Genomic DNA, 21,084 nt, shown 5'->3' on the forward strand with positions numbered 1-21,084 from the left:
GGGGCGGTGCGGAGGGGGGCGGTCCGGAGGGGGGCGGTCCGGACGGTGGCCCGGGCGCAGCGGCCGCCGCGGCCGGCCGGTCGGTCGGTCCTCCGGGGACGCTGAGACCACCCGGGCGGGTCTCGGGACGCGCGTCCGACGGGGGCGGCGGCGGGACGACGTCCGGAACCCCGCGGCCGGGGTCGGCGGCGGGGTCGGCGGCGGGGCCTGCGTCGTCGCGGTCCACGTCGGGCTCGCGGGAGGTCACCGTTTCTGCAGCTCGCGGGTCGCGAGGTCCATCACGTCGGTCGGCGGGCCCGGCCCCCGGTGGCGGTGGCTGCGCCGGGACCGGCGAGCCGCCCGCACCCGGCGAGCGATCCGTACGCTCGCCAGGATCACCAGCACGACGGCTGCGGACGCGGTCAACCACACCGTGATCGTGCCGTAGGCGGTCGATCGCAGCAGCAGACGAGCCGAGGGCCCGAGAGGTTCACCCCCCGGTGTCTGGGCCCGGGCGTCCACGGCGAACTGCCCCGCACGGGTCACCTCGACCTCGACCTGCACCTGACGGCTGCCGAACGCCGGCACCGTGATGACGGGCAGCGGCCCGGTCCGCAGCCCGTTCGTGGGCTCGAGCACGACCTCGACCCGGACGGCCACCGGCAGCCGGTTCTCGACGGTGAGCAGCAGGGGCGCGTCGTTGCTGCCCAGCGAGTACGACCCGGCGGGCTGGACGACCCGCACCAGCGAGCGCAGTTCGTCGATCTGCCGTTCGACGCCGCCGATCGCGGCCTCCTGGGCCGCCGGGTCGTCGCGCCACGACGCGGAGAGGCTGCGCAGGACCCCGTCGGTGAGCGGCTCGACGAAGTCCGACGGCGAGGGGGCGCCGACGCCGTCGCGCTCGGTGGCGGCGAGCAGCTCGCGCTGGCGGTCCCGGACCTCCCCGGCCCGGGTGAGCACCGTCTCCCCGATCGCGTCGACCGCGTCGGCGGGTGCCGACGGCGAGGTGGCCGGCAGCGGCGTCGTGGGCCCGACCCCGCCGAGCAGGGTGCCGAGGTCGAGGGGCCGGGCGAGCCCGAGCCGGGTGAGGTCGTCGACGGCGCCGAGCAGGGCACCGGCCTCGTCGGTGCTCGGGGCCCAGTCGAGCGGCGGGGCGACGACGTCGACGGGCGGGACCTCGTCGTCGGGGGTGTCCTGCAGCGCGCGCAGGGCGAGGATCCCGACGGCGTCCTGGGTGGCGAGAGCGCCCGAGGTGCCCGCGGGGCTCGTGGAGTCGCCGCCGTCGCGCCCGCCCGACCGGGGCGCGAGCGCGGTGGCGGCGAGCGGATCGAGGCCGACGGCGGTGGCCGCGGCCCCGGGCGGGCCGGGGAGGCGGGCGAGGGCGCCCGCGGGTGGCCCGCCCTCGAGCGCGTCGCCGTCGAGGAGCAGGAACCGGGTGCCGCCACCGGTGAGGTCGGCGAGGCTGCGCTCGTCGACCACCCCGTCGGCGGGCCACACCGTGTCGGGGACCGGGGTGACGCCGAGGAGCTCGGTGACGCGGCGCGTGCCGGTGGCGACGGCGGCGGTGGTCAGGTCGGTGAGGTTGCCGCGGGCCGTGGCGACGAGGTCGGTGTCGGCGTAGGGCAGCGCGGTCACGCACCGCCCGCGGGCCTGGGTGCGCAGAGCGTCCAGCCACTGCCCGGCGGCGTCGGCGCCCGCGCCGGCGACGGAGCCCCCGTCGGGCGTGCGCACCCGGTAGCCCGCGCTCATGGCCTCGGCGGTCTCGAGCAGGTCGGCGTCGACGGCGAGGCAGACCGACCGGGCGGCGGCGGACCCCGCGGGCGCGCTGCGTCCGAGCGCGTCGACCAGGCCCGCGAGGCGCCCGCCGGGGGCGAACGAGGTGGCCAGGTCGTCGTCGGCGAGCAGGGTCGGAGCGCCCGGCACGACGGGGACGCGGCGGGGGCGGTCGGCGAGCGGGTAGAGCACGGAGACGCCGGCGGCCCGGCCGATCGCGGGCGCGGCGACGGGGCCGGCGCCCGGCACGCCGACGACGGGGAGCAGCAGGCGGACCGCGCCGAGGCGCGTCGCGCCCCCGGAGCCGAGCGCACCGTTCGCGTTCACGAGCAGCGGGTGGACGCCGGGCCCGGCGAGGGCGAGCGAGCGGGCGGAGTCGCCCACCAGCGGCACGCGCAGCGTGAACGGCACCTCCTGGCCGGGCGCGAGCACCCCGGCGATCTCGGTGAAGCCGGTGCGGACGGCCTGCGAGGACTCGTCGCCGGAGAGCGCGCCGAGCGCGGCCCGGCCACCGGACAGGGCCGCCCCGCGCTCCAGGCGCACCCCGAGGTCCCGCACCGGGACCGCCGAGCGGTTGACGACCCGTCCCGTGACCACCAGCTCGCCGGGGCCGTCCGCCGTGACCACCCGCGGCGTCATCCCGCCGAGCACCACCGCGACCGGCTCGTCGCCCACCGCGGGCGGCTCGGCCCCGGCCGCCGCCGGGCCCGTGAGGGCACCCAGACCGGCGAGGGCCGGGGGCAGCAGGACCGCGAGGACGAGGACGAGGACGGCACGACGGAGGGCTCCCCGCGGTCGGCGGGGAGCCCTCACGCCGACTCCTCCAGGATCTGGGCCGCGCGCCGGACGAGCCGGCGTTCGTCGGCGTAGGCGAGCCGGGTGTCCAGCTCGGCCAGCGGCACCCACGCGACCTCGGTGACCTCGACGTCGGCGTCGGAGAGCTCGCCGCCGTGGGCCAACAGCAGGTAGTGGTGCACGGTCTTGTGGATCCGGCGGTCCTCGGCCACGAACCAGTAGTCGATGCTGCCGAGGAACGCCCGCACGGACGCGATGATGCCGGTCTCCTCCTCGACCTCCCGCACCGCGGCCTGTTCGGCGGTCTCGCCCTCCTCCAGGTGGCCCTTCGGCAGGGACCAGAGCAGGCGACCGCGACGATCGAGCCGGCCGATGAGGGCGGCACTGGCTCCGGCGGCGTCGACGACGAGGCCGCCCGCCGAGGTCTCGTCGACCGTGCGCATCCGCCGCCGGGAGCCCCGTCGGCGCCGGTCGCCGGACCGTCGCGACGGGGTGGACACGGTCGCGATCGTACGGCGCCCGGGCGGTGACGGGGATCTGTCGGCCGTCCGTCGGCGCGGTGTCGCCCGGGTCGTGCCCCCGTGTCCGGCCGGTGTCCCGTCCGCGGCCCGCGGTCGCGGTACGGTGACCTGCCGTGCCCGTTCCCGCCCAGGCCCCCTCCACGGCCCCCTCCACGCCCACCGGCGCCGATCACACGGCGGTGGTCGAGATGCTGCGCTACTCGCCGGTCGCCGACGACCTCGCCGAGCGCTTCGCGGCGGCCGGACACCGCCTCTACCTCGTGGGCGGCAGCGTGCGGGATGCGCTGCTGGGACGGCTGTCGCCGGACCTCGACTTCACCACCGACGCGCGGCCCGAGGAGATCCAGGCCCTGGTGTCCGGGTGGGCGGAGGCCGTGTGGGACACCGGCATCGCCTTCGGCACCGTGGGCGCCGTTCGCCGCGGCGTGACCTGCGAGATCACCACCTTCCGCGCCGACGCCTACGACGGCGTGAGCCGCAACCCCGTCGTCGCGTTCGGCGACTCCGTCGAGGGCGACCTCGTCCGCCGCGACTTCACGGCGAACGCCATGGCGCTGTCGCTGCCCGACCGCACCTTCGTCGACCCGTACGGCGGGCTCGCCGCCCTGGCCCGTGGCGTCCTCGACACCCCGACCGACCCGGAGACGTCCTTCGGCGACGACCCGCTGCGCCTGCTGCGCGGGGCCCGCTTCGTCTCCCAGCTCGGGTTCGAGGTCGCGCCGCGGGTGCGCGTGGCGATGGAGGCGATGGCGCCCCAGCTCGGACGGATCACCGCGGAGCGGGTGCAGGCGGAGCTCTCGAAGCTGCTGCTCGGCGCGCACCCCCGGCGCGGGATCGAGCTGATGGTCGACACCGGGCTCGCCGACGTCGTGCTGCCCGAGGTGCCGGCGATGCGCCTGGAGATCGACGAGCACGCCCAGCACAAGGACGTCTACGAGCACTCGCTGACGGTGATGGAGCAGGCGATCGGCCGCGAGACCGACGGGCCGGACCTCGTCCTGCGCCTCGCCGCGCTGCTGCACGACATCGGCAAGCCGGCGACCCGCAAGGTCGAGCCGGGGACGCGGGTGAGCTTCCACCACCACGAGGTGGTCGGGGCCAAGATGACCCGCAAGCGCCTGCGCGAGCTGCGCTACCCCAAGCAGGTCGTCGAGGACGTCGCCCAGCTGGTGTTCCTGCACCTGCGCTTCCACGGCTACGGCAAGGGCGAGTGGACCGACTCCGCGGTGCGCCGCTACGTCACCGACGCGGGCCCGCTGCTGGATCGGCTGCACAAGCTCGTCCGCTCGGACTCCACGACGCGCAACAAGCGCCGGGCCGCGGCCCTGCAGCGGTCGTACGACGACCTCGAGGAGCGGATCGCCCGGATCGCGCAGGAGGAGGACCTCGCCCGCGTCCGCCCCGACCTCGACGGCAACGCGATCATGGAGCTGCTCGGGATCCCGCCGGGTCCGCTCGTCGGGCGGGCGTGGCGGCACCTCAAGGAGGTCCGTCTCGAGCGCGGCCCGCTCGACGACGAGGAGGCCCGCGCGGAGCTGCGGCGCTGGGCGGCCGACGAGGGGATCGGGGCAGAGGGGATCGGGGCTCCCGGCGACGAGGGGGAACCGGAGCACTGACGCGTGCGTCGAACCCGCTGTGGGTTCCCCTGCGATCAGCTACGTCTTCGGCACCGGGCAGGCCCCGGTGCACCACCACGTCTCGCCCGCCGACCTCGCGCTGGGCCCGGCAGGCCTCCGGGACGCCGTGGCCCTCGACTTCGACGGCGACGGACGCGTCGACGACGCCCTCTGGGACGCCGACGCCGACGGCGCCGCCGACCGCTCGGTGCTCGACCTCGACGACGACGGCCGCCCCGACCACGCCTACGCCGACCCCTCGGGGCGGGGGCTGTGGGACACGCGCGTGCCGTTCGCGGCCGGGCCCGACCCCGTGACGGCCGGCGCCGCGCTCACCTGGAGCGACGTCCGCGGCCGCTCCGCGAGCGCCGCGCCCGCGGTCGACACCGACGGCGACGGGGTGCTCGACGGCGCGACCGTGGACGCCGACCACGAGGACGGCACCGAGGTGGTGTGCGACCTCGACGGCGACGGGCGCGCCGAGCAGCTGCTCGTCGACGCCGACCACGACGGCCGGGCGGAGCTCGCCTACCTGTCGTCGGCCCTGTCCACCGACCCCGGCTCGCCCTCGGCCCGCTGGGACCTGCTGCTCACCGACACCGATGCCGACGGGGCGGTGGACACGCTGGTCGCCGAGGGGTCGGCGGGCTGGGTGCCGCCCTGAGCCGGGCCGCACGCCCGGCTGCGCAGGGCGAGCTCGTGCACCACCAGGCCGAGCATGTAGAGACCCGCGGCGAGCGCCAGCAGGAGCGGGGAACGGCCGCTCGGCGGAGCGAGGAACGCGGCGCCGGCCACGGCGGCGACGTAGGTGACGTTGAACGTGGTGTCGGACAGCGAGAACACCCGCCCGCGCACCGCGTCGCCCACCTCCGTCTGCACCGCGGCGTCGGAGCACAGCTTGATCGCCTGCCCCACGAGGCCGAGCACGAACGACCCGCCGAGGATCGTCGGCAGCGTCATCGGCAGGCCGAGCGAGAGCAGGGCGACCGCGGCGAGCACGAGCATGATCCGCACGGTGCCGGTGCGCCCGACCCGCCCGGTGAGCCACGGCGTCACCACCGCGGCGACGCCGAGACCGGCGGCCGCGGCCACCACCACCTCGCCGAGACCGGCGATCCCGGCCTTCAACGGCCCGACGTCGGTGAGCGAGTTGCGCATGAGCAGCAGCACCACGAGCGTCGTGACGCCGAACGCGAGCCGGTGCGCGGCGACCGCACAGAACGCGGCGACGACGCCGGGGGCGTCGCGGGCGGCCCGGGCGCCGTCGGCGAGCCCCGAGGCCACCGCGCGCAGGGCCTGCGCGGCCTCGCGGCGCTCGTCGGGACCCAGCGAGCCGCGGGCGATCGTCGTCGCCACGACGACGATGACCACCGACCCGAGGCCCGCGACCGTCGTCGTCCACGCGGCGTCGACGTCCGCGGGACCGAGCAGCCCGCGCAGGCCGATCGCGCAGCCGGCACCGATCGCGGCGGCGACCGCCCCCGACGTCGTGACCAGGGAGTTCGCGCCGACGAGATGCTCGGAGGCCACGACGTGGGGCAGCGCGGCCGAGAGCCCGGCCTGGATGAAGCGGCTCACCCCGATCGTCGCCAGGGCGCCGAGGTACAGGGGTGGACCGGTGATCCCGGCGAGCACGACACCGGCGGTGGCGAGCGTCAGCACGCCGCGCAGGGCGCCCGCGACGACGAGGACGCGCCGCCGGTCCCAGCGGTCGAGCAGGGCGCCGGCGAACGGGCCGATCAGGGAATACGGGAGCAGGACCGTCGCCAGGCCGAGGGCGACCATGATCGGGTCCGCCTCGCGCTCGGGGCTGAACAGCACCAGCCCGCCCAGCGCGGCCTGGAACACGCCGTCGCCCCACTGGGCTGCCAGCCGGACCGTCAGCAGGCGACCGAACCCGGGGTGCAGGAGCAGCTCGCGGAAGCGTCCGGTCCGTCCCGCTGCCGGCGACGCGCCCCCGACCGTCGCAGCAGTCGTATCGGACGCGACGGGCACGGGCGCCTACGCTACGCGTCCGCTGCGTCCCGCGGCGTGGTGCTCCGGCGTCCGTCCGACGCAACCCCGGGGTTGCCGTCCTCCGGTGCCCGCGACGCCGCCGTCACCCGGGTGTGACCCCGCGGTGACGCGCTCGGTATGCGTGCCGCCGAACACCCCACCGTGCCTGCCGCCCGCCCTCCCGGCGGTGCGACGATGGGCGTCGTGGCCAGTGGTGTGGAGGAACATCAGCAGGCCGAGGTCGAGGCGGGGACGCTGCTCGTCGCCGCGCCGACCCTGACGGACCCCAACTTCGCGCGGTCGGTGGTGTTCGTGATCGACCACCGGCCCGCCGGCACCCTCGGCGTCGTGCTCAACCGGCCCAGCGAGGTCTCGGTCGCCGACGTCCTGCCCACCTGGGGTCCGCACACCTCGACGCCGCACGCCGTGTTCGTCGGCGGTCCGGTCGAGCAGCGCACGGCCCTGTGCCTCGCGGCCCTGCGCGCCGGCGAGGACCCGGCGCGCACCGGCGGCGTCGTCGGCGTCCGCGGCCCCGTGGCGCTCGTGGACCTCGACGGCGACCCCGACGACCTCGCCCCCCGCGTCCGGGGCCTGCGGGTCTTCGCGGGCTACTCCGGCTGGGACCGGGGCCAGCTCGCCGGGGAGATCGGGCGCGGCGACTGGTACGTCGTCCCCGCCCTGCCCGACGACGTCCTGGCGCCGCCCGGCTATGACCTCTGGGGCGGCGTCCTGCGCCGCCAGGGCGTCCCCCTCGCCCTCCTCGCCACCCACCTCGCCGAGCCCCGCCGGAACTGAGCGCGCCGGGTTCCGTACCGAACGAACGGCGCTGTCGCAGCTTGCGAAGCAGCGAAAGCGCCGTTCGTTCTCGGGGCCGCGCCGCGCTCGGCCGCGCCCGCTCGCCCGTTCAGGCCTAGCGTCGTCGGCGTGCGACGCGTCGAGCCAGGTCCGGGTCAGGAATCGGTGTGGGACTACCCCCGCCCGCCACGGGCCGAGGCGGTGCGCCGGCGCGCGGTCGTGACCCACGGCGGCACGGTCGTCGCCGACACCGACGACGTCGTCCGCGTGCTCGAGACCAGCCACCCGCCGACCTGGTACCTGCCGCGCACCGCCTTCGCCGAGGGCGTCCTGCGTCCCGCGCGGCGACGGACGGTGTGCGAGTGGAAGGGCACCGCGCGCTACGTCGACATCGTCGTGCCCGGCGTGGAGCCGCTGCGCGACGTCGGCTGGTGGTACCCGGAGGACGATGTGAGTTCCGTCTACCCCGAGCTCGCCGACCGCGTCGCGCTCTACCCCGCGCCGTTCGACGAGATCACGCTCGACGGCGAGCGCGTCGAGCCCCAGCCCGGCGGGTTCTACGGCGGCTGGATCACCGCGGACGTCGTCGGCCCCTTCAAGGGCAGCCCGGGCACCTGGGGCTGGTGAGTCAGGCCTGGGTCCGAGCGCGCGGGCAGATCGCGCAGGAGCCGCCGCACAGCCCGGTGGTCGGCGCGCACTTCGGCTCCTCGGGCGGCATGCACGAGGTCGGCGGCAGGGCGGCGAGGGCCTCGTGCTCGGCCTCCTCGGCGGCGGCGAAGCGCGCGCCCACGATCCCGCCGGCCCCCAGCAGCCCGACGAGCCCGAGGCCGCCGAGCACGAGCATGGTGACGCCCGCGACCGTCGTCGCCGACAGCAGCGCCGCGCCGGCCCCCGCGAGACCCACGAGACCCGCGCCGACGAACGCCGGGGCGGCGGCACGGTTCGCGCGGCGGAAGGCGTCGACGCTGCCCATGGTCCACAGCGTCCGGACCCCGAGCACGCGGTTGCGGGGCAGCCGGTGGACGAGGGCGAGCACGCCGGCGCCGGCCACGACCAGCGCCGCGAGGGTCAGGACCAGGGCCGGGACGAGCACACCCCCAGAGTAGGCTCGATGCCGTCCTCGCGGGATCCGCGGTGCCCCCCGCCGGGGCGTGGCCCCGGATCGACGGCGGATGCCGTGGCAGGTGCCGATCGGCCGCATCCGGAGGGCGATGACCGCCGGTCGAGACCAGGAGGAACCCCCGTGACCGCCGAGCCCGAGGTGGCGCCGGACGTGCGACCCGACGCCGAGAGTGCCTCCGGTGTGCCGCCCCACCGCTACACCGCCGCGCTCGCCGGCGCGATCGAGCGGCGCTGGCAGGACCGCTGGGAGGCCGCGGACACGTTCGCCGTGCCGAACCTGCCGCCCGCGCAGGCGGGCGAGAAGTTCTACCTGATGGACATGTTCCCGTACCCCTCCGGCTCGGGCCTGCACGTCGGGCACCCGCTGGGGTTCATCGGGACCGACGTCCTCGGCCGCTACCTGCGCATGACCGGTCGCACGGTGCTGCACACGATGGGCTTCGACGCGTTCGGCCTGCCGGCCGAGCAGTACGCGGTGCAGACGGGCACGCACCCGCGCACCACGACCGAGGCGAACATCGCGCGCTACCGCGAGCAGATCCGCCAGCTCGGCCTCGCGCACGACCAGCACCGTTCGGTGTCCACCACGGACATCGACTTCTACCGCTGGACACAGTGGATCTTCCTGCAGATCCACGGGGCCTGGTACGACCGCGAGGCGGACCGCGCGCGCCCGATCACGGAGCTCGAGGAGGAGCTGGCGGCGGGCATCCGCGCGCTGCCCGACGGCCGCGACTGGGCCACGCTGTCGCGTCCCGAGCAGGACCGCGTCCTCGACGACCACCGCCTGGCCTACCTCGCCGACGCCCCGGTGAACTGGTGCCCGGCGCTGGGCACGGTCCTCTCCAACGAGGAGGTCACGGCCGACGGGCGCTCCGAGCGCGGCAACTTCCCCGTCTTCCGGCGCAACCTGCGCCAGTGGATGATGCGGATCACCTCCTACGCCGACCGTCTGGCCGACGACCTCGACGGCATCGACTGGCCGGACTCGGTCAAGGCGATGCAGCGCAACTGGATCGGACGCTCGCAGGGCGCCCAGGTGCGGTTCGCGTCGGACGCCGGTGACATCGAGGTCTTCACGACCCGCCCGGACACCCTGTTCGGCGCCACGTACCTCGTGCTGGCGCCCGAGCACCCGATGGTCGACGCGCTGGTGCCGGCGGCCTGGCCGTCGCCGCCCACCGGCGACGAGCTCGACGGGCGCTGGACCGGCGGCGCCGACACCCCGGCCGACGCGGTCGCGCAGTACCGCAGCGTCGTCGCGTCGCGCTCGGACCTCGAGCGCCAGGAGGCCCGCGACAAGACCGGTGTCTTCACCGGGGCGTGGGCCACCAACCCGGTCAACGGCGAGGCGCTGCCCGTCTTCGTCGCCGACTACGTCCTCATGGGCTACGGCACCGGCGCGATCATGGCCGTCCCGGGCCAGGACCAGCGCGACTGGGACTTCGCGACCGTCTTCGGCCTGCCGATCCGCCGGACCGTGCAGCCGCCCGAGGACTTCGACGGCGAGGCGTACGTCGGCGCGGGCGCGGCCATCAATTCCGCGAACGACGAGGTCAGCCTGAACGGCCTGGACGTCGACGAGGCCAAGACGGCGATCGTCACGTGGCTGGCGGGCCGCGGGGCCGGCGAGTCGGTGGTGCAGTACAAGCTGCGCGACTGGCTGTTCTCCCGTCAGCGCTACTGGGGCGAGCCGTTCCCGGTGGCCTACGTCGCGGAGGGCGAGACCGACGGCGGACCCTCGATCCCGCGCGCGCTGCCCGACGCCGACCTGCCCGTGCTGCTGCCGGACGTCGAGGACTACTCGCCGAAGTCGTTCGCACCGGACGACCGGGACTCCTCGCCGGAGTCCCCGCTGGCCCGTGCCACCGAGTGGGTCGCGTTCGACGCCGACCTCGTGTCGGACCCCGAGCACGGCTGGACCGGGTACGTGCGCGAGACCAACACGATGCCGCAGTGGGCGGGCTCCTGCTGGTACTACCTGCGCTACCTCGACCCGCACAACAAGGAGCGCTTCGTCGACCCCGACGTCGAGCGCTACTGGCTGGGTCCGAAGGGACCGGGCGACCCGGGCGGCGTCGATCTCTACGTCGGCGGCGTCGAGCACGCGGTGCTGCACCTGCTCTACGCGCGCTTCTGGCACAAGGTGCTCTTCGACCTCGGCCACGTCTCGTCCTCGGAGCCGTTCCGGCGCCTGTTCAACCAGGGCTACGTCCAGGCCTGGGCCTACACCGACGCCCGCGGCGTCTACGTGCCGGCCGAGGAGGTGGCGGGTGACGCGGCGTCCGGATTCACGTGGAACGGCGAGCCCGTGCGCCAGGAGTACGGGAAGATGGGCAAGTCGCTGCGCAACGTGGTGACCCCCGACGAGATGTGCGACGCCTACGGCGCCGACACCTTCCGGCTCTACGAGATGTCCACCGGGCCGATGGAGGCCTCGCGGCCCTGGTCGACCCGCGACGTCGTCGGCTCGCACCGCTTCCTGCAGCGGGTGTGGCGCCTGGTGATCGACGAGCAGACGGGCGACCTGCGCGTCGCCGACACCGAGCCCGACCGCGACACCCTCACCGCGCTGCACCGCGCGATCGACGGCGTGCGCACCGACCTGCCCGCGATGCACTACAACACCGCCGTCGCGAAGCTCATCGAGCTGGCCAACCACCTGACGAAGACCTACCCGGCGGGCGGCACGCCTCGCTCGGTCGTCGAGCCGCTGGTGCTCATGCTCGCGCCGCTGTGCCCGCACCTGGCCGAGGAGCTGTGGTCGCGCCTCGGACACCCGGACTCGCTCGCGTTCGCGCCGTTCCCGGAGGCCGACCCGGCCCTGCTCGTGGAGGACTCGACCGAGTACCCGATCCAGGTCAACGGCAAGGTGCGCTCGCGCATCACCGTGCCCGCGACGGCCGGGCAGGACGAGGTGCGCGATGCGGCCCTCGCCGACCCGAAGGTGGCCGAGCTGCTCGCGGGCGCCGAGCCGCGCAAGGTCATCGTCGTCCCCGGCCGCCTGGTGAACGTCGTCCGCTGACGCGCAAACGCGGCCCCGAGTTCCGCGCGAACGGCACCATCGGCCGGATAGAGCGGCGAGGGGTTCCCTTCGCCGATCGCGCCCGGTGCGAAGCGGGCGGCGTCGTTCCGGCCGAAGGTGCCCTTCGCGCGGGCAGAGCGGCGAGGGAGCCCCTTCGCCGGCTCGGCGTGTGCCGCGAGGTCAGCTCGCGGCGACGCCGATGGATCCGGCGGAGGCCGGCGTGCGTCGAACAGGTTGTGCCTCGACGTTCCCGTGTCGACTGGGCTGCTGTCGCGGCGGCCGCCCCCTTCGACGTCATCCACCTCCGCGACCTCGCCCGGCTCGGCGTCCCGTCGAGCACCATCTCCTCCCGGTGTGCGCCCGGCGGCATCTGGGTGCGGGTGATCTCGGGCGTCATCGCGCTGACCCGCGGGGTGCTGACCCGTCGCCAGCGCCTCGCCGCCGCCCTGCTCTACGCCGGTCCACGGGCGATGGTCACCGGCGTCGCGGGCTGCCGGCTGTACGGCCTGAGACGTCTTCCGGACGACGACACCGTCCACGTCCTCGTGCCCCACGCCACCCGCCGACGCTCGCAGCGATTCGTCCTCGCCGAGCGCACCCTGCGGCTGCCCCGTCCCCACCATCGGGACGACGTGCCCGTGGCCCCGATCCACCGCGCGGTGCTGGACGCCGCACGGCGGATGACACGGGTCGACGACGTCCGCGCGCTCCTGGCCGAGGCCGTGCAACGCCGCCTCACCACGGTGGTGGCCCTGCGCCGCGAGCTCGAGGAGGGCTCCGGGCGGGGGACGGCGCTCGTACGGCGGGTGCTCCTCGAGATCGACGACGGTGTCCGATCCGTCGCCGAGGCCTGGTGTCGGACGATCGTCGCGGAGATGCCGGGCTTCCCGCCGGTGATCTGGAACGCCGACCTCGAGCGCGCCGACGGCACGTTCCTCGCCTGCGTCGACGGGTTCGTCGACGGTGTCGCGCTGGCGATCGAGATCCAGTCGTTCGAGCACCACGCCGACCCGGAGGCGTTCGACGAGACCATGCGGCGCCAGGCCCGCCTCATCGCCGCCGGCGTGCTGCTCGTGCCGGTGACGCCCCGCCAGCTCCGGGACGAGCCGGAGACCGTGAAGAGACTGCTCTGGGAGGCGCTCGCCCAGGCCCGCGCCCGCTCGCGTCCGGCCATCCGGCGCCGGTGATCACCACGCAACAGCGAAGGGCACCTCCCGCCGCTCTATCCGGCTGAAGGTGCCCTTCGCGCGAAACCCAGTGAGCGCGTCGCGGTCAGCTGTCCTCGCCGCGGATGAACGACTCGACGCGGTCGTAGGCCACCGAGTCGCGGTACTGCTCGGGCGGGGACTTCATGAAGTACGACGAGGCGCCGAGCAGCGGGCCGCCGATACCGCGGTCCATCGCGATCTTCGCGGCGCGGACCGCGTCGATGATGATGCCCGCGGAGTTCGGGGAGTCCCAGACCTCGAGCTTGTACTCGAGCGAGAGCGGGACGTCGCCGAACGCGCGGCCCTCGAGGCGCACGTAGGCCCACTTGCGGTCGTCGAGCCACGGCACGTGGTCCGACGGGCCGATGTGGACGTTGCCCTTGCCCATCTCGCGGTCGACCTGGGAGGTCACCGACTGGGTCTTGGAGGTCTTCTTCGACTCCAGGCGCTCGCGCTCGAGCATGTTCTGGAAGTCCATGTTGCCGCCGACGTTGAGCTGCATCGTGCGGTCCAGCTGGACGCCGCGGTCCTCGAAGAGCTTGGCGAGCACGCGGTGGGTGATCGTCGCGCCGACCTGCGACTTGATGTCGTCGCCGACGATCGGCACGCCGGCCGCGGTGAACTTGGCCGCCCACTCGGGGTCGGACGCGATGAACACCGGCAGGGCGTTGACGAAGCCGACGCCCGCGTCGATGGCGCACTGCGCGTAGAACTTGTCGGCGTCCTCGCTGCCCACGGGCAGGTAGGACACGAGCACGTCGGCGCGGGCCTCGCGCAGGGCGGCGACGACGTCGACGGGGTCGCCGTCGGCCTCGGTGATGATCTCGCGGTAGTACTTGCCGAGACCGTCGAGGGTGTGGCCGCGCTGCACCGTCACGCCGGTCGGCGGAACGTCCGCGATCTTGATGGTGTTGTTCTCGGACGCGGAGATCGCGTCGGCGAGGTCCTGGCCGACCTTCTTGGCGTCCACGTCGAACGCGGCGACGAACTCGAGGTCGCCCACGTGGTAGCCGCCGAAGTCGACGTGCATGAGGCCCGGCACGCGCGCGGCCGGGTCGGCGTCGGCGTAGTACTGCACGCCCTGTACGAGTGAGGAGGCGCAGTTCCCCACGCCCACGATCGCCACTCGGACCGAACCCATGGCAGTTCTCCTCTTGTCTCTTCCTCGGTGACAGGTGTCGGACGGACCTGGGGCTCAGGCGTCGCGTGGTGACGGCGGACGGGTGCCGCCGTCGTCGGGGCTGGAGTCGGGCCCGGGATCAGGGCCGGTATCGGGACCGGGGGGTCGTGTGTCGGCCACCGGCTCCGCGGCCTGCTCGGCAGCGATGAGCTCGTTGAGCCACCGGACCTCGCGCTCGGTGGACTCCAGGCCGATGCGGTGGAGCTCGCGGGTGTAGTGGTCGATCTGCTCGCCCGCGCGGCCCAGGGTCGACCGCAGGCCCTCACGGCGCTCCTCCACGCGACGGCGCCGACCCTCGAGGATGCGCATCCGCACCTCGACAGGCGTCCGCGAGAAGAAGGCCAGGTGGACGCCGAAGCTCTCGTCGTCCCAGGTCTGCGGCCCGGCGTCGCCGAGGAGCTCGTCGAACCGGTCCTTGCCCTCCGCGGTGAGCTCGAAGGTCCGGCGGCCGCGCCGCCCCCACGAGCTGCGGGACGCCGGCCGCGACCGGGCGGACCCGGCCGGCTCGCCCTCGTCGGTGGCGTCGTCCGGGGGCGGCTCGTCGGTCTCGACGATCAGCCCGGCGCGTTGGAGCCGGCGCAGGGTCGGGTAGAGCGACCCCCAGGAAAAGGCACGGAAGGTCCCGAGGCGGGCGTGCAGCTGTTTGCGCAGCTGGTAGCCGTGCATCGGTGACTCGTGGAGCAGGCCGAGCACCGCGAGCTCGAGCACGGGCACCCCCTCGGCCACCGGATCGCCCACGGATCCCCGCGAGCACCGTCGACCATATCGGAGCGATACATCACGCGTCGGACATCGGCGATCACGTCACACCCGCGCAGGGCGTCGGGACCCCGCCGGAGCAGGGGACGGGCGGTGTCGTGATGGCTACGCTGGTGTCCGTGCCCGGAGTCCGTCAGGTCGTCGACTACGCGTTGCAGCGCCGTGCGCTCCTGGCCGACGTGTCGGCGGGCCGTGTGGCCACCGCCGACGCCTGCGACGCCGGGGTCTACCTGCTCCAGGCCGCCTCGCACCACGGCCGCCCGACCACCCGGACCTGCCCGCTCTGCCGGCGCGATCCCCTCGTCGAGGTGCACTGGATCTTCGGGGAACGCCTCGGCGCGGCCGCAGGATCCGCCCGGTCCGCCGACGAGATCAGCCGGTTGGCGGATGCGATCAGCGAGTTCACCGTGCACGTCGTGGAGGTCTGCCGATCGTGCCGGTGGAACCACCTCGTACAGTCATACGTCCTGGGAACCGACGACGCGTCGGGAGGGGGCCGCCGGCGCCGCCGGACCGCCTCGCCCTGACGGTTCGGAAGAGAACCACCCGGAACCGGGAGGCGATCGGTGGACGACGAGCGGCGCACGGACCGCGGGGGAGCACGTCCCCCCGCGGCCGACCGGGCCAGACCCGGCGCCACCCCGCCCGGATCGCCGGCCCGTGGAGACGGGCGTGGAGACGGGCGTGGAGACGGGCGAGGTGACGGGCGAGGTGCCCCACCCGGCCCACCGCGCTCCCCGCAGGGCCCACCCGGCCCACCTCCCGGACCGCCCCGTCCTCCGCAGGGTTCCCCCGGTCCACGCAACGGAGGACCAGGCCGCCCCGCAGGCCCGCCCCCGCCCCCCGCCCCCGACGGTGCCCTCCCCGCCGGCTGGCGCGCGGTGCCCCCGTCCCAGAACCCCACCCACCACTCCGCCTTCGACGAGCCGACCGTCTCGCACGCCGAGCCCGTCGGCGCGACGCGACGCAGCGCGGTCGGCACGGTCACGCCCCCCGAGGGCGCCGCCCACGCCCGCGAGCCGCGGTTGCTGACCCACGACAGCGGCCGTACCGGCAGCCGCGACGCCACCGGCACCGCGACGCGGGCGATGGCCCCCACCGCGACGGCCGCCACCTCGCGCTCCGCGATGGCGAACGGGGGGCTGTCCGGCACGGCGGTGTCCCCGCGGCCCGCCCGTCCCGGTCGGGGCGGAGGCGCCGACGAGCCGCCCCGCGGGGGCCGCCCGGGTCGCGACGGCTCCGCACCCGGGCCGAAGGGCCGCAGGCGCCGTGTCCGGCGCATCGTCTTCCTGCTGATCGGGCTGCTCGTGCTCGGCCCGGTGCTGGCGTTCGCCGTCGGCTGGATCTTCTTCCGTGTGCCGACGCCCGACGACGCGACCAACAACCAGGTCGCGACGATCTCCTACGCCAACGGGACCTCGCTGGCCTCGCTCGTGCCCGAGCAGGGCAACCGGATCAAGGTGCCGATCACCCAGGTCCCGCTGCACGTGCAGCAGGCGGTGCTCTCCGCCGAGGACCGCTCGTTCTACTCGAACCTCGGCTTCGACCCGGTCGGCATCATCCGCGCGGCGTTCAACCAGGCCACCGGCGGCAGCGGCGGCGGCTCGACGATCACCCAGCAGTACGTGAAGAACGTGCTCGTGGGCGACGAGTACTCGCTGTGGCGCAAGTACCGCGAGGTCGTGATCGCGGCGAAGATCTCCCAGGAGCAGAGCAAGGAGGAGATCCTCGGCAACTACCTCAACACGATCTACTTCGGTCGCGGTGCGTACGGCATCCAGGCGGCGGCGCAGTCGTACTTCGACAAGGACGTCTCGCAGCTCTCGGTGTCCGAGGGCGCGATGCTCGCGGGCCTGATCCAGTCGCCGTCGCGCTGGGACCCCGCGGTCGACCGCGGGATGTCCGAGCAGCGCTGGGCCTTCGTCCTCGACGGCATGGTCGGCCAGAACTGGCTGCCCGCTGCCGAACGGGGCGCGCAGACGTTCCCGGCCGCGATCCCGCCGCAGCCGCGGCGCAGCGGCATCCCCGACAACGACCGCGGCCACATCGTGTCCGCGGTGCGCGCGGAACTGAACACCTACGGCATCACCGAGACCCAGGTGAACCAGGAGGGCCTGCAGGTCACGACGACGATCGACCCCCGCCGGCAGGACCAGGCCGTGGAGTCGGTCGAGCGTCGCCTGCGCGGTCAGCCGGCGAACCTGCGGACCTCGCTCGTGTCGGTCGACCCGCGCACCGGCGCGGTGCTGGCCTACTACGGCGGCGAGGACGGGTCCGGCTTCGACTACGCGCAGAGCGAGCGCCAGCCGGGGTCGTCGTTCAAGCCGTTCGTGCTGCTCGCCGGGCTCCAGCGCAACCCCAACCCGATCGGCCTCGGCACGACGTTCGACGGCTCGAGCCCGCAGACGATCGCGGGCACCGAGGTGGAGAACAACGAGGGCGAGAACTGCGGGAACTGCGACCTGCGCACGGCGATGACCCAGTCGATCAACACGGTCTTCTACCAGCTCGGCGTGCAGGTCGGCCCGCAGCGCGTCGCCGACGCGGCGCACCAGGCGGGTGTGTCCGCGCCGCTCGAGGCGCCCAGCGGTGGTATCTCGCTGGGTGACCGCGAGGTCCGGCCCAGCGACATGGCCGCGGCCTACGCCACGTTCGCGGCGGACGGCGTCTATCACCGGCCGCACCTCGTGAGCCGGGTGACGACGGCCGACGGCCGTGTGCTCTTCGACGCGGGTGCGCCGGCCGGCGAGACGCGGATGACCCAGCAGCTCGCCCGCAACGTCGTCGAGGCGATGCTGCCGGTGGCCGACCACTCGGGGATCCCGCTCTCGGGCGGTCGTCCCGTCGCGGCCAAGACCGGCACCGTGCAGTCCTCGGTCGACGGCCAGAACAACGACGCGTGGATGGTCGGCTTCACGCCGTCGATCTCGACGGCCGTGTGGGTCGGCACCGACGACAACACCCCGATCAAGAACAGTGACGGGCGCCCGATCTACGGGCGCGGCGTGCCCGGCCAGATCTGGCAGGGCTACATGAACGACGCCCTGCGCGGCGACCCGATCGAGCAGTTCTCGGACTTCCGGCCGATCGGCACCCCGCCGCAGACCACGCCGGCGGCGCCGCCCAACCAGCCGGGCTGCGTCGAGGGCCAGCCGTGCCCGCCGGAGAACCAGGACCAGAGCGGCGACCAGGGCGGCGGCGACCAGGGTCAGGGTGACCAGGGCCAGGTCAACGGGGACCAGGGTCAGGGCGGCGACCAGGGCCAGGGCGACCAGCAGAACCAGGGCGATCAACCACAGAACCCGGACCAGCCGAACCCGGGGGATGCCGCTCCGGGCGGCGGCCTCCTCGGTGATGGCGCCGGTCGTGGCGGTACGGACGAGGGCGGCGGTGGCTGACGCACGCCCGCAGCACCGCACGCCGTGACCGGAGCGCCCACCCGCAGCGGCGTCCCGACCTCGGGGCGCGCCCGCACCCACGACCCGGCCTCGCTCGGCCCGGACCAGCGCGTCCGCCCGACCCACGAGGACCCGTTCGTCGCGTCGCTCTCCGCGGTCGTCGGCGGCCCGCTCGGCGAGCACGCCGTCGCGGGCCGGGCCCGTCACTTCACCCCGCTGCGCGTGGTGATGCTGCTGGCGATCGTCACCCTCGCGCTCGCGTGGTTCGCGAAGGCGCCCTGCCTGCAGCAGTACCCCGGCGAGAACGGACTCGAGCTCGACTGGCGCGACGGCCGCCAGTACGTGGCGATGTGCTACTCCGACACCGTCCCGCTCTACACCGCCGAGCGGCTCGACGTCGGCGGGATCCCCTACGTGACGTCGTGGGTCGACCGTCGTGACGACGGCTCCGAACAAGTGCGCTACATGGAGTACCCGGTGCTCACCGGGTTCTTCCAGTGGGCCAACGCCCGCCTCGCCGACGTCTGGCTCGCCGGCGCCGACGCGGGCCTGCTGCCCGGCGGGCTGGCGGTGGTCGTGTACTTCGACCTCTCCGCGTTCTGGCTCGCGCTCGCCTGGTTGGTGACGGTGTGGGCGGTGGTGCGCCTGCGACCCGGGCGTCCTTGGGACGCCGCCCTCGCCGCCGTGTCACCGCTCGTCGCGGTCCATGCGTTCACCAACTTCGACACCCTGGCCGTCGCCGCGGCGACGCTCGGGATGCTCGCGTGGGCACGTCGCCGACCGGTCCTCGCCGGCGTGATCCTCGGTGTCGGCGCGGCGGCGAAGCTCTATCCGCTCTTCCTGCTCTATCCGTTGCTGCTGCTCTGCCTGCGCGCGGGACGGATGCGGGCCTGGGCGCAGGCGACCGCGGCCGGGGTCCTGGCGGTCGGGCTGGTCAACCTCCCGGTGGCGCTCGCGGCGCCGGCGGGCTGGTGGGAGTTCTTCCGGCTCAACGGCCAGCGGGGCGCCGACCCCGACTCGCTCTACAACGTCGTCTCCGGGCTCACGGGCTGGAGCGGCTTCGACGGCCAGCTCGCCCCCGGGCAGGACCCCACCGTGCTCAACGCGGTCAGCGCGGTCCTGTTCGCCGTGTGCTGCCTGGCGATCGCCGTGCTCGTGGTGCGCGCCCGGCGCCGGCCCCGGTTCGCCGCGATCGCGTTCCTCGTCATCGTCGCGTTCCTGCTGACCAACAAGGTCTGGAGCCCGCAGTACTCGCTGTGGCTCGTGCCGCTGGCGGTCCTGGCGTACCCGCGCTGGCGCCCGCTGCTCGCGTGGATGGTGCTCGACGCGCTGGTCTGGGCGCCGCGGATGTACTACTACCTCGGGACCGACGCGAAGGGTCTGCCCGCGCCCTGGTTCTACGGCTCGGTGCTGGTGCGCGACCTCGCCGTTCTCATCCTCGCGGCGCTCGTCGTCCGCTCGGTGCTGCATCCCGAGCACGACCCGATCCGCACGCCGCGGGACCCTTCGTTCTCCCGCGGCCTTGACGACCCGGACGGCGGGGTCCTCGACGACGGGCCCGACGACGCCCGCCGCCTGGCCCGGGTGGACGCGCTCCTCGACCCCATGATGCGGCTGTTCGGACGAGCACGGGGAGGGACTGGAGTCCCACGATGAGGGCGGGTCCGGCTGCGGTGGCGTGTCGCCCGCCGCACGCTCCGGCAGCCGGGTGATGGTGGGCGTCACCACCGGGTTACTCGCTCGTTGGGTTCACGTGCCGCCGGGACGGCCCGCTCCCCCGGTGGGGCCTGTCCCGGTCTCCCCGGGCTCGTCAGAAAGGTCCTCCTCCATGGCCGTGCGTCCTCCCCGTCTGCTGACGAGCCTCCTCGCCGGCGGCCTGGTGACGGGATCACTGCTGCTCGGCGCCGGCTCGGCCCTCGCGGCCCCCGCCGCCCCGACCGCCGACGACGTCGTCGAGGCCCGCTGCGGCCAGACGGTGCGGGCGGAGGAGGGGCAGACCGTCAAGGTCATCCCGACACTCGGCCTGCCGTTCGAGCGCGAGGTCCGGACCGGGATGAAGCCGATCGCGGAGCTGGTCGGCGGCGTCCTCTGCCGCGTCCAGGTGCAGGTCGTCGAGCCCGTGAGCGAGCAGGTCGCCCAGGCCGCGCCGCCGCTGCGCCAGGCCACCGAGCAGCTCAGCGGGACCACCGGCGCCGTGCTCGACGCCCCGCGCTCGGCGGCCACGCCCGCCCCGCGCTCGCGGGCGGCCGTTCCGACGCCCGCCGCCGCCGCGCCGACCTTCACGCCCCAGCAGGCCGCCGCGGCCGCGCCGGCGTTCGCACCTGCCTTCGGTGCGCTCCCCTCGTCGTTCCTCAAGGGTGCGGCGGGCCCGGCGCCCGGTGTGCGCGCCTTCGACCCGAACCTGCTGCTCGGCTCCGCCTTCCCGGGTCTGCGCGCCGGCTCGCCCGCCTACCTCGGGTACGACCCGGCCAGCGCGGTCACCACCGCGAGCCAGGTCCAGGCCCTGCCCGTCGACGCCCTCACCGAGGGCGGGGTCGGCGTGCCGGCGCTCATTGCGGTGCTGGCGCTCTCCGGCGTCGCGGCCTTCACGGTGCGACGGGCCGTCCTCGGACGCGCGGTCGCGTCGTCGCCGGTCGGTGGCGCTGCCGCCGCGCCGGTGGCGGCCGCGGGGGCGGCGGACGCGGACGAGGTGACGGCCGAGGTGGCCGGGGACCGCGACGACGACGCCGACGAGGACGCCGACGCGCGGGCCGAGGTGGACGAGGACGCCGGGACCACGGTCGCCGCGCGCACGCCCGTCCCCGCCTGAGAAGTCGCGGGAACCGCCGGGTCCGTCGCTGCGTCGGACCTGGTGAGGGCGCTCGCAGGCCGGTTCGGTAGCCTGGACGGACCGAGAACCCCTCCTGTCACGGATCGTC

At 74.9% G+C, this 21,084-nt stretch carries 15 protein-coding genes; 9 read left to right on the plus strand and 6 right to left on the minus strand.

Translation table 11 applies throughout. The features are described from left to right. Nucleotides 1-243: 243 nt before the first annotated feature. Nucleotides 244-2,565, minus strand: coding sequence for a DUF6049 family protein (locus PH189_RS27910; protein WP_274192129.1), 2,322 nt, complete (start codon nucleotides 2,563-2,565; stop codon nucleotides 244-246). After that, the gene (locus PH189_RS27915; protein WP_274192167.1) at nucleotides 2,562-2,990 is read right to left on the minus strand and encodes an NUDIX hydrolase; all 429 of its coding nucleotides are present in this window, start codon (nucleotides 2,988-2,990) and stop codon (nucleotides 2,562-2,564) included. The genes PH189_RS27910 and PH189_RS27915 overlap by 4 nt, the downstream gene beginning before the upstream one ends. A 191-nt stretch (nucleotides 2,991-3,181) precedes the next feature. On the opposite strand from PH189_RS27915, the gene PH189_RS27920 reads away from it, so the two are divergent. Beyond that, nucleotides 3,182-4,684 carry a CCA tRNA nucleotidyltransferase gene (locus PH189_RS27920; protein WP_378015042.1) on the plus strand — a complete coding sequence of 501 codons (1,503 nt, stop codon included), beginning with the start codon at nucleotides 3,182-3,184 and terminating at the stop codon, nucleotides 4,682-4,684. 528 nt (nucleotides 4,685-5,212) lie between these two features. Here the strand turns inward: PH189_RS27920 and PH189_RS27925 are convergent. Beyond that, nucleotides 5,213-6,679, minus strand: coding sequence for an MFS transporter (locus tag PH189_RS27925; protein ID WP_274192130.1), 1,467 nt, complete (start codon nucleotides 6,677-6,679; stop codon nucleotides 5,213-5,215). Between the two features lie 204 nt (nucleotides 6,680-6,883). Between PH189_RS27925 and PH189_RS27930 the strand changes: the two genes are divergently transcribed. After that, complete coding sequence (locus PH189_RS27930; RefSeq protein WP_274192131.1) at nucleotides 6,884-7,474, plus strand: YqgE/AlgH family protein; 591 nt, start codon at nucleotides 6,884-6,886, stop codon at nucleotides 7,472-7,474. A 129-nt stretch (nucleotides 7,475-7,603) separates the two neighbouring features. Next, nucleotides 7,604-8,101 (plus strand): DUF427 domain-containing protein, encoded by a 498-nt coding sequence (locus PH189_RS27935; RefSeq protein ID WP_274192132.1) that lies wholly within the window; start codon nucleotides 7,604-7,606, stop codon nucleotides 8,099-8,101. Nucleotide 8,102: 1 nt separating this feature from the next. On the opposite strand, the gene PH189_RS27940 is transcribed toward PH189_RS27935, so the two are convergent. Beyond that, nucleotides 8,103-8,567, minus strand: a complete 465-nt coding sequence (locus tag PH189_RS27940) for an SdpI family protein (protein ID WP_274192133.1) — start codon at nucleotides 8,565-8,567, stop codon at nucleotides 8,103-8,105. Between the two features lie 180 nt (nucleotides 8,568-8,747). Here PH189_RS27940 and PH189_RS27945 point away from each other — a divergent pair, with 180 nt between their 5' ends. After that, on the plus strand, nucleotides 8,748-11,621 hold the full coding sequence (locus PH189_RS27945) for a leucine--tRNA ligase (RefSeq protein ID WP_274192169.1): 2,874 nt from the start codon (nucleotides 8,748-8,750) through the stop codon (nucleotides 11,619-11,621). Nucleotides 11,622-11,857: 236 nt separating this feature from the next. Continuing rightward, nucleotides 11,858-12,808 (plus strand): hypothetical protein, encoded by a 951-nt coding sequence (locus PH189_RS27950; protein ID WP_274192134.1) that lies wholly within the window; start codon nucleotides 11,858-11,860, stop codon nucleotides 12,806-12,808. An 85-nt stretch (nucleotides 12,809-12,893) separates the two neighbouring features. Here the strand turns inward: PH189_RS27950 and PH189_RS27955 are convergent, their stop codons facing one another. Further along, on the minus strand, nucleotides 12,894-13,970 hold the full coding sequence (locus PH189_RS27955) for an inositol-3-phosphate synthase (RefSeq protein ID WP_274192135.1): 1,077 nt from the start codon (nucleotides 13,968-13,970) through the stop codon (nucleotides 12,894-12,896). Nucleotides 13,971-14,024: 54 nt separating this feature from the next. After that, nucleotides 14,025-14,717, minus strand: coding sequence for a PadR family transcriptional regulator (locus tag PH189_RS27960; protein WP_274192170.1), 693 nt, complete (start codon nucleotides 14,715-14,717; stop codon nucleotides 14,025-14,027). 170 nt (nucleotides 14,718-14,887) lie between these two features. On the opposite strand from PH189_RS27960, the gene PH189_RS27965 reads away from it, so the two are divergent. From PH189_RS27965 to PH189_RS27980, 4 genes are all read left to right on the plus strand, one after another. Next, nucleotides 14,888-15,295: a DUF5318 family protein gene (locus PH189_RS27965; RefSeq protein ID WP_274192136.1), complete on the plus strand. Its 408-nt coding sequence runs from the start codon at nucleotides 14,888-14,890 to the stop codon at nucleotides 15,293-15,295. A gap of 354 nt (nucleotides 15,296-15,649) precedes the next feature. Beyond that, nucleotides 15,650-18,166 carry a transglycosylase domain-containing protein gene (locus PH189_RS27970; protein ID WP_274192137.1) on the plus strand — a complete coding sequence of 839 codons (2,517 nt, stop codon included), beginning with the start codon at nucleotides 15,650-15,652 and terminating at the stop codon, nucleotides 18,164-18,166. 24 nt (nucleotides 18,167-18,190) lie between these two features. Further along, a complete protein-coding gene (locus PH189_RS27975) occupies nucleotides 18,191-19,822 on the plus strand; it encodes a glycosyltransferase family 87 protein (protein ID WP_274192138.1) in 1,632 nt (543 codons plus the stop codon). Between the two features lie 172 nt (nucleotides 19,823-19,994). Further along, nucleotides 19,995-20,975, plus strand: coding sequence for a hypothetical protein (locus PH189_RS27980; RefSeq protein ID WP_274192139.1), 981 nt, complete (start codon nucleotides 19,995-19,997; stop codon nucleotides 20,973-20,975). Nucleotides 20,976-21,084: the final 109 nt, after the last annotated feature.

It is taken from the genome of Actinomycetospora chibensis (genome assembly GCF_028737215.1).
GTDB classification, from domain to species: domain Bacteria; phylum Actinomycetota; class Actinomycetes; order Mycobacteriales; family Pseudonocardiaceae; genus Actinomycetospora; species Actinomycetospora chibensis.

Bases quoted from the DNA above. Each gene is read 5' to 3' on its own strand.
- PH189_RS27915 (WP_274192167.1), bottom strand. From the start codon at position 2,990: ATGCGCACGGTCGACGAGACCTCGGCGGGCGGCCTCGTCGTCGACGCC.
- PH189_RS27955 (WP_274192135.1), bottom strand. From the start codon at position 13,970: ATGGGTTCGGTCCGAGTGGCGATCGTGGGCGTGGGGAACTGCGCCTCC.
- PH189_RS27980 (WP_274192139.1), top strand. From the start codon at position 19,995: ATGGCCGTGCGTCCTCCCCGTCTGCTGACGAGCCTCCTCGCCGGCGGC.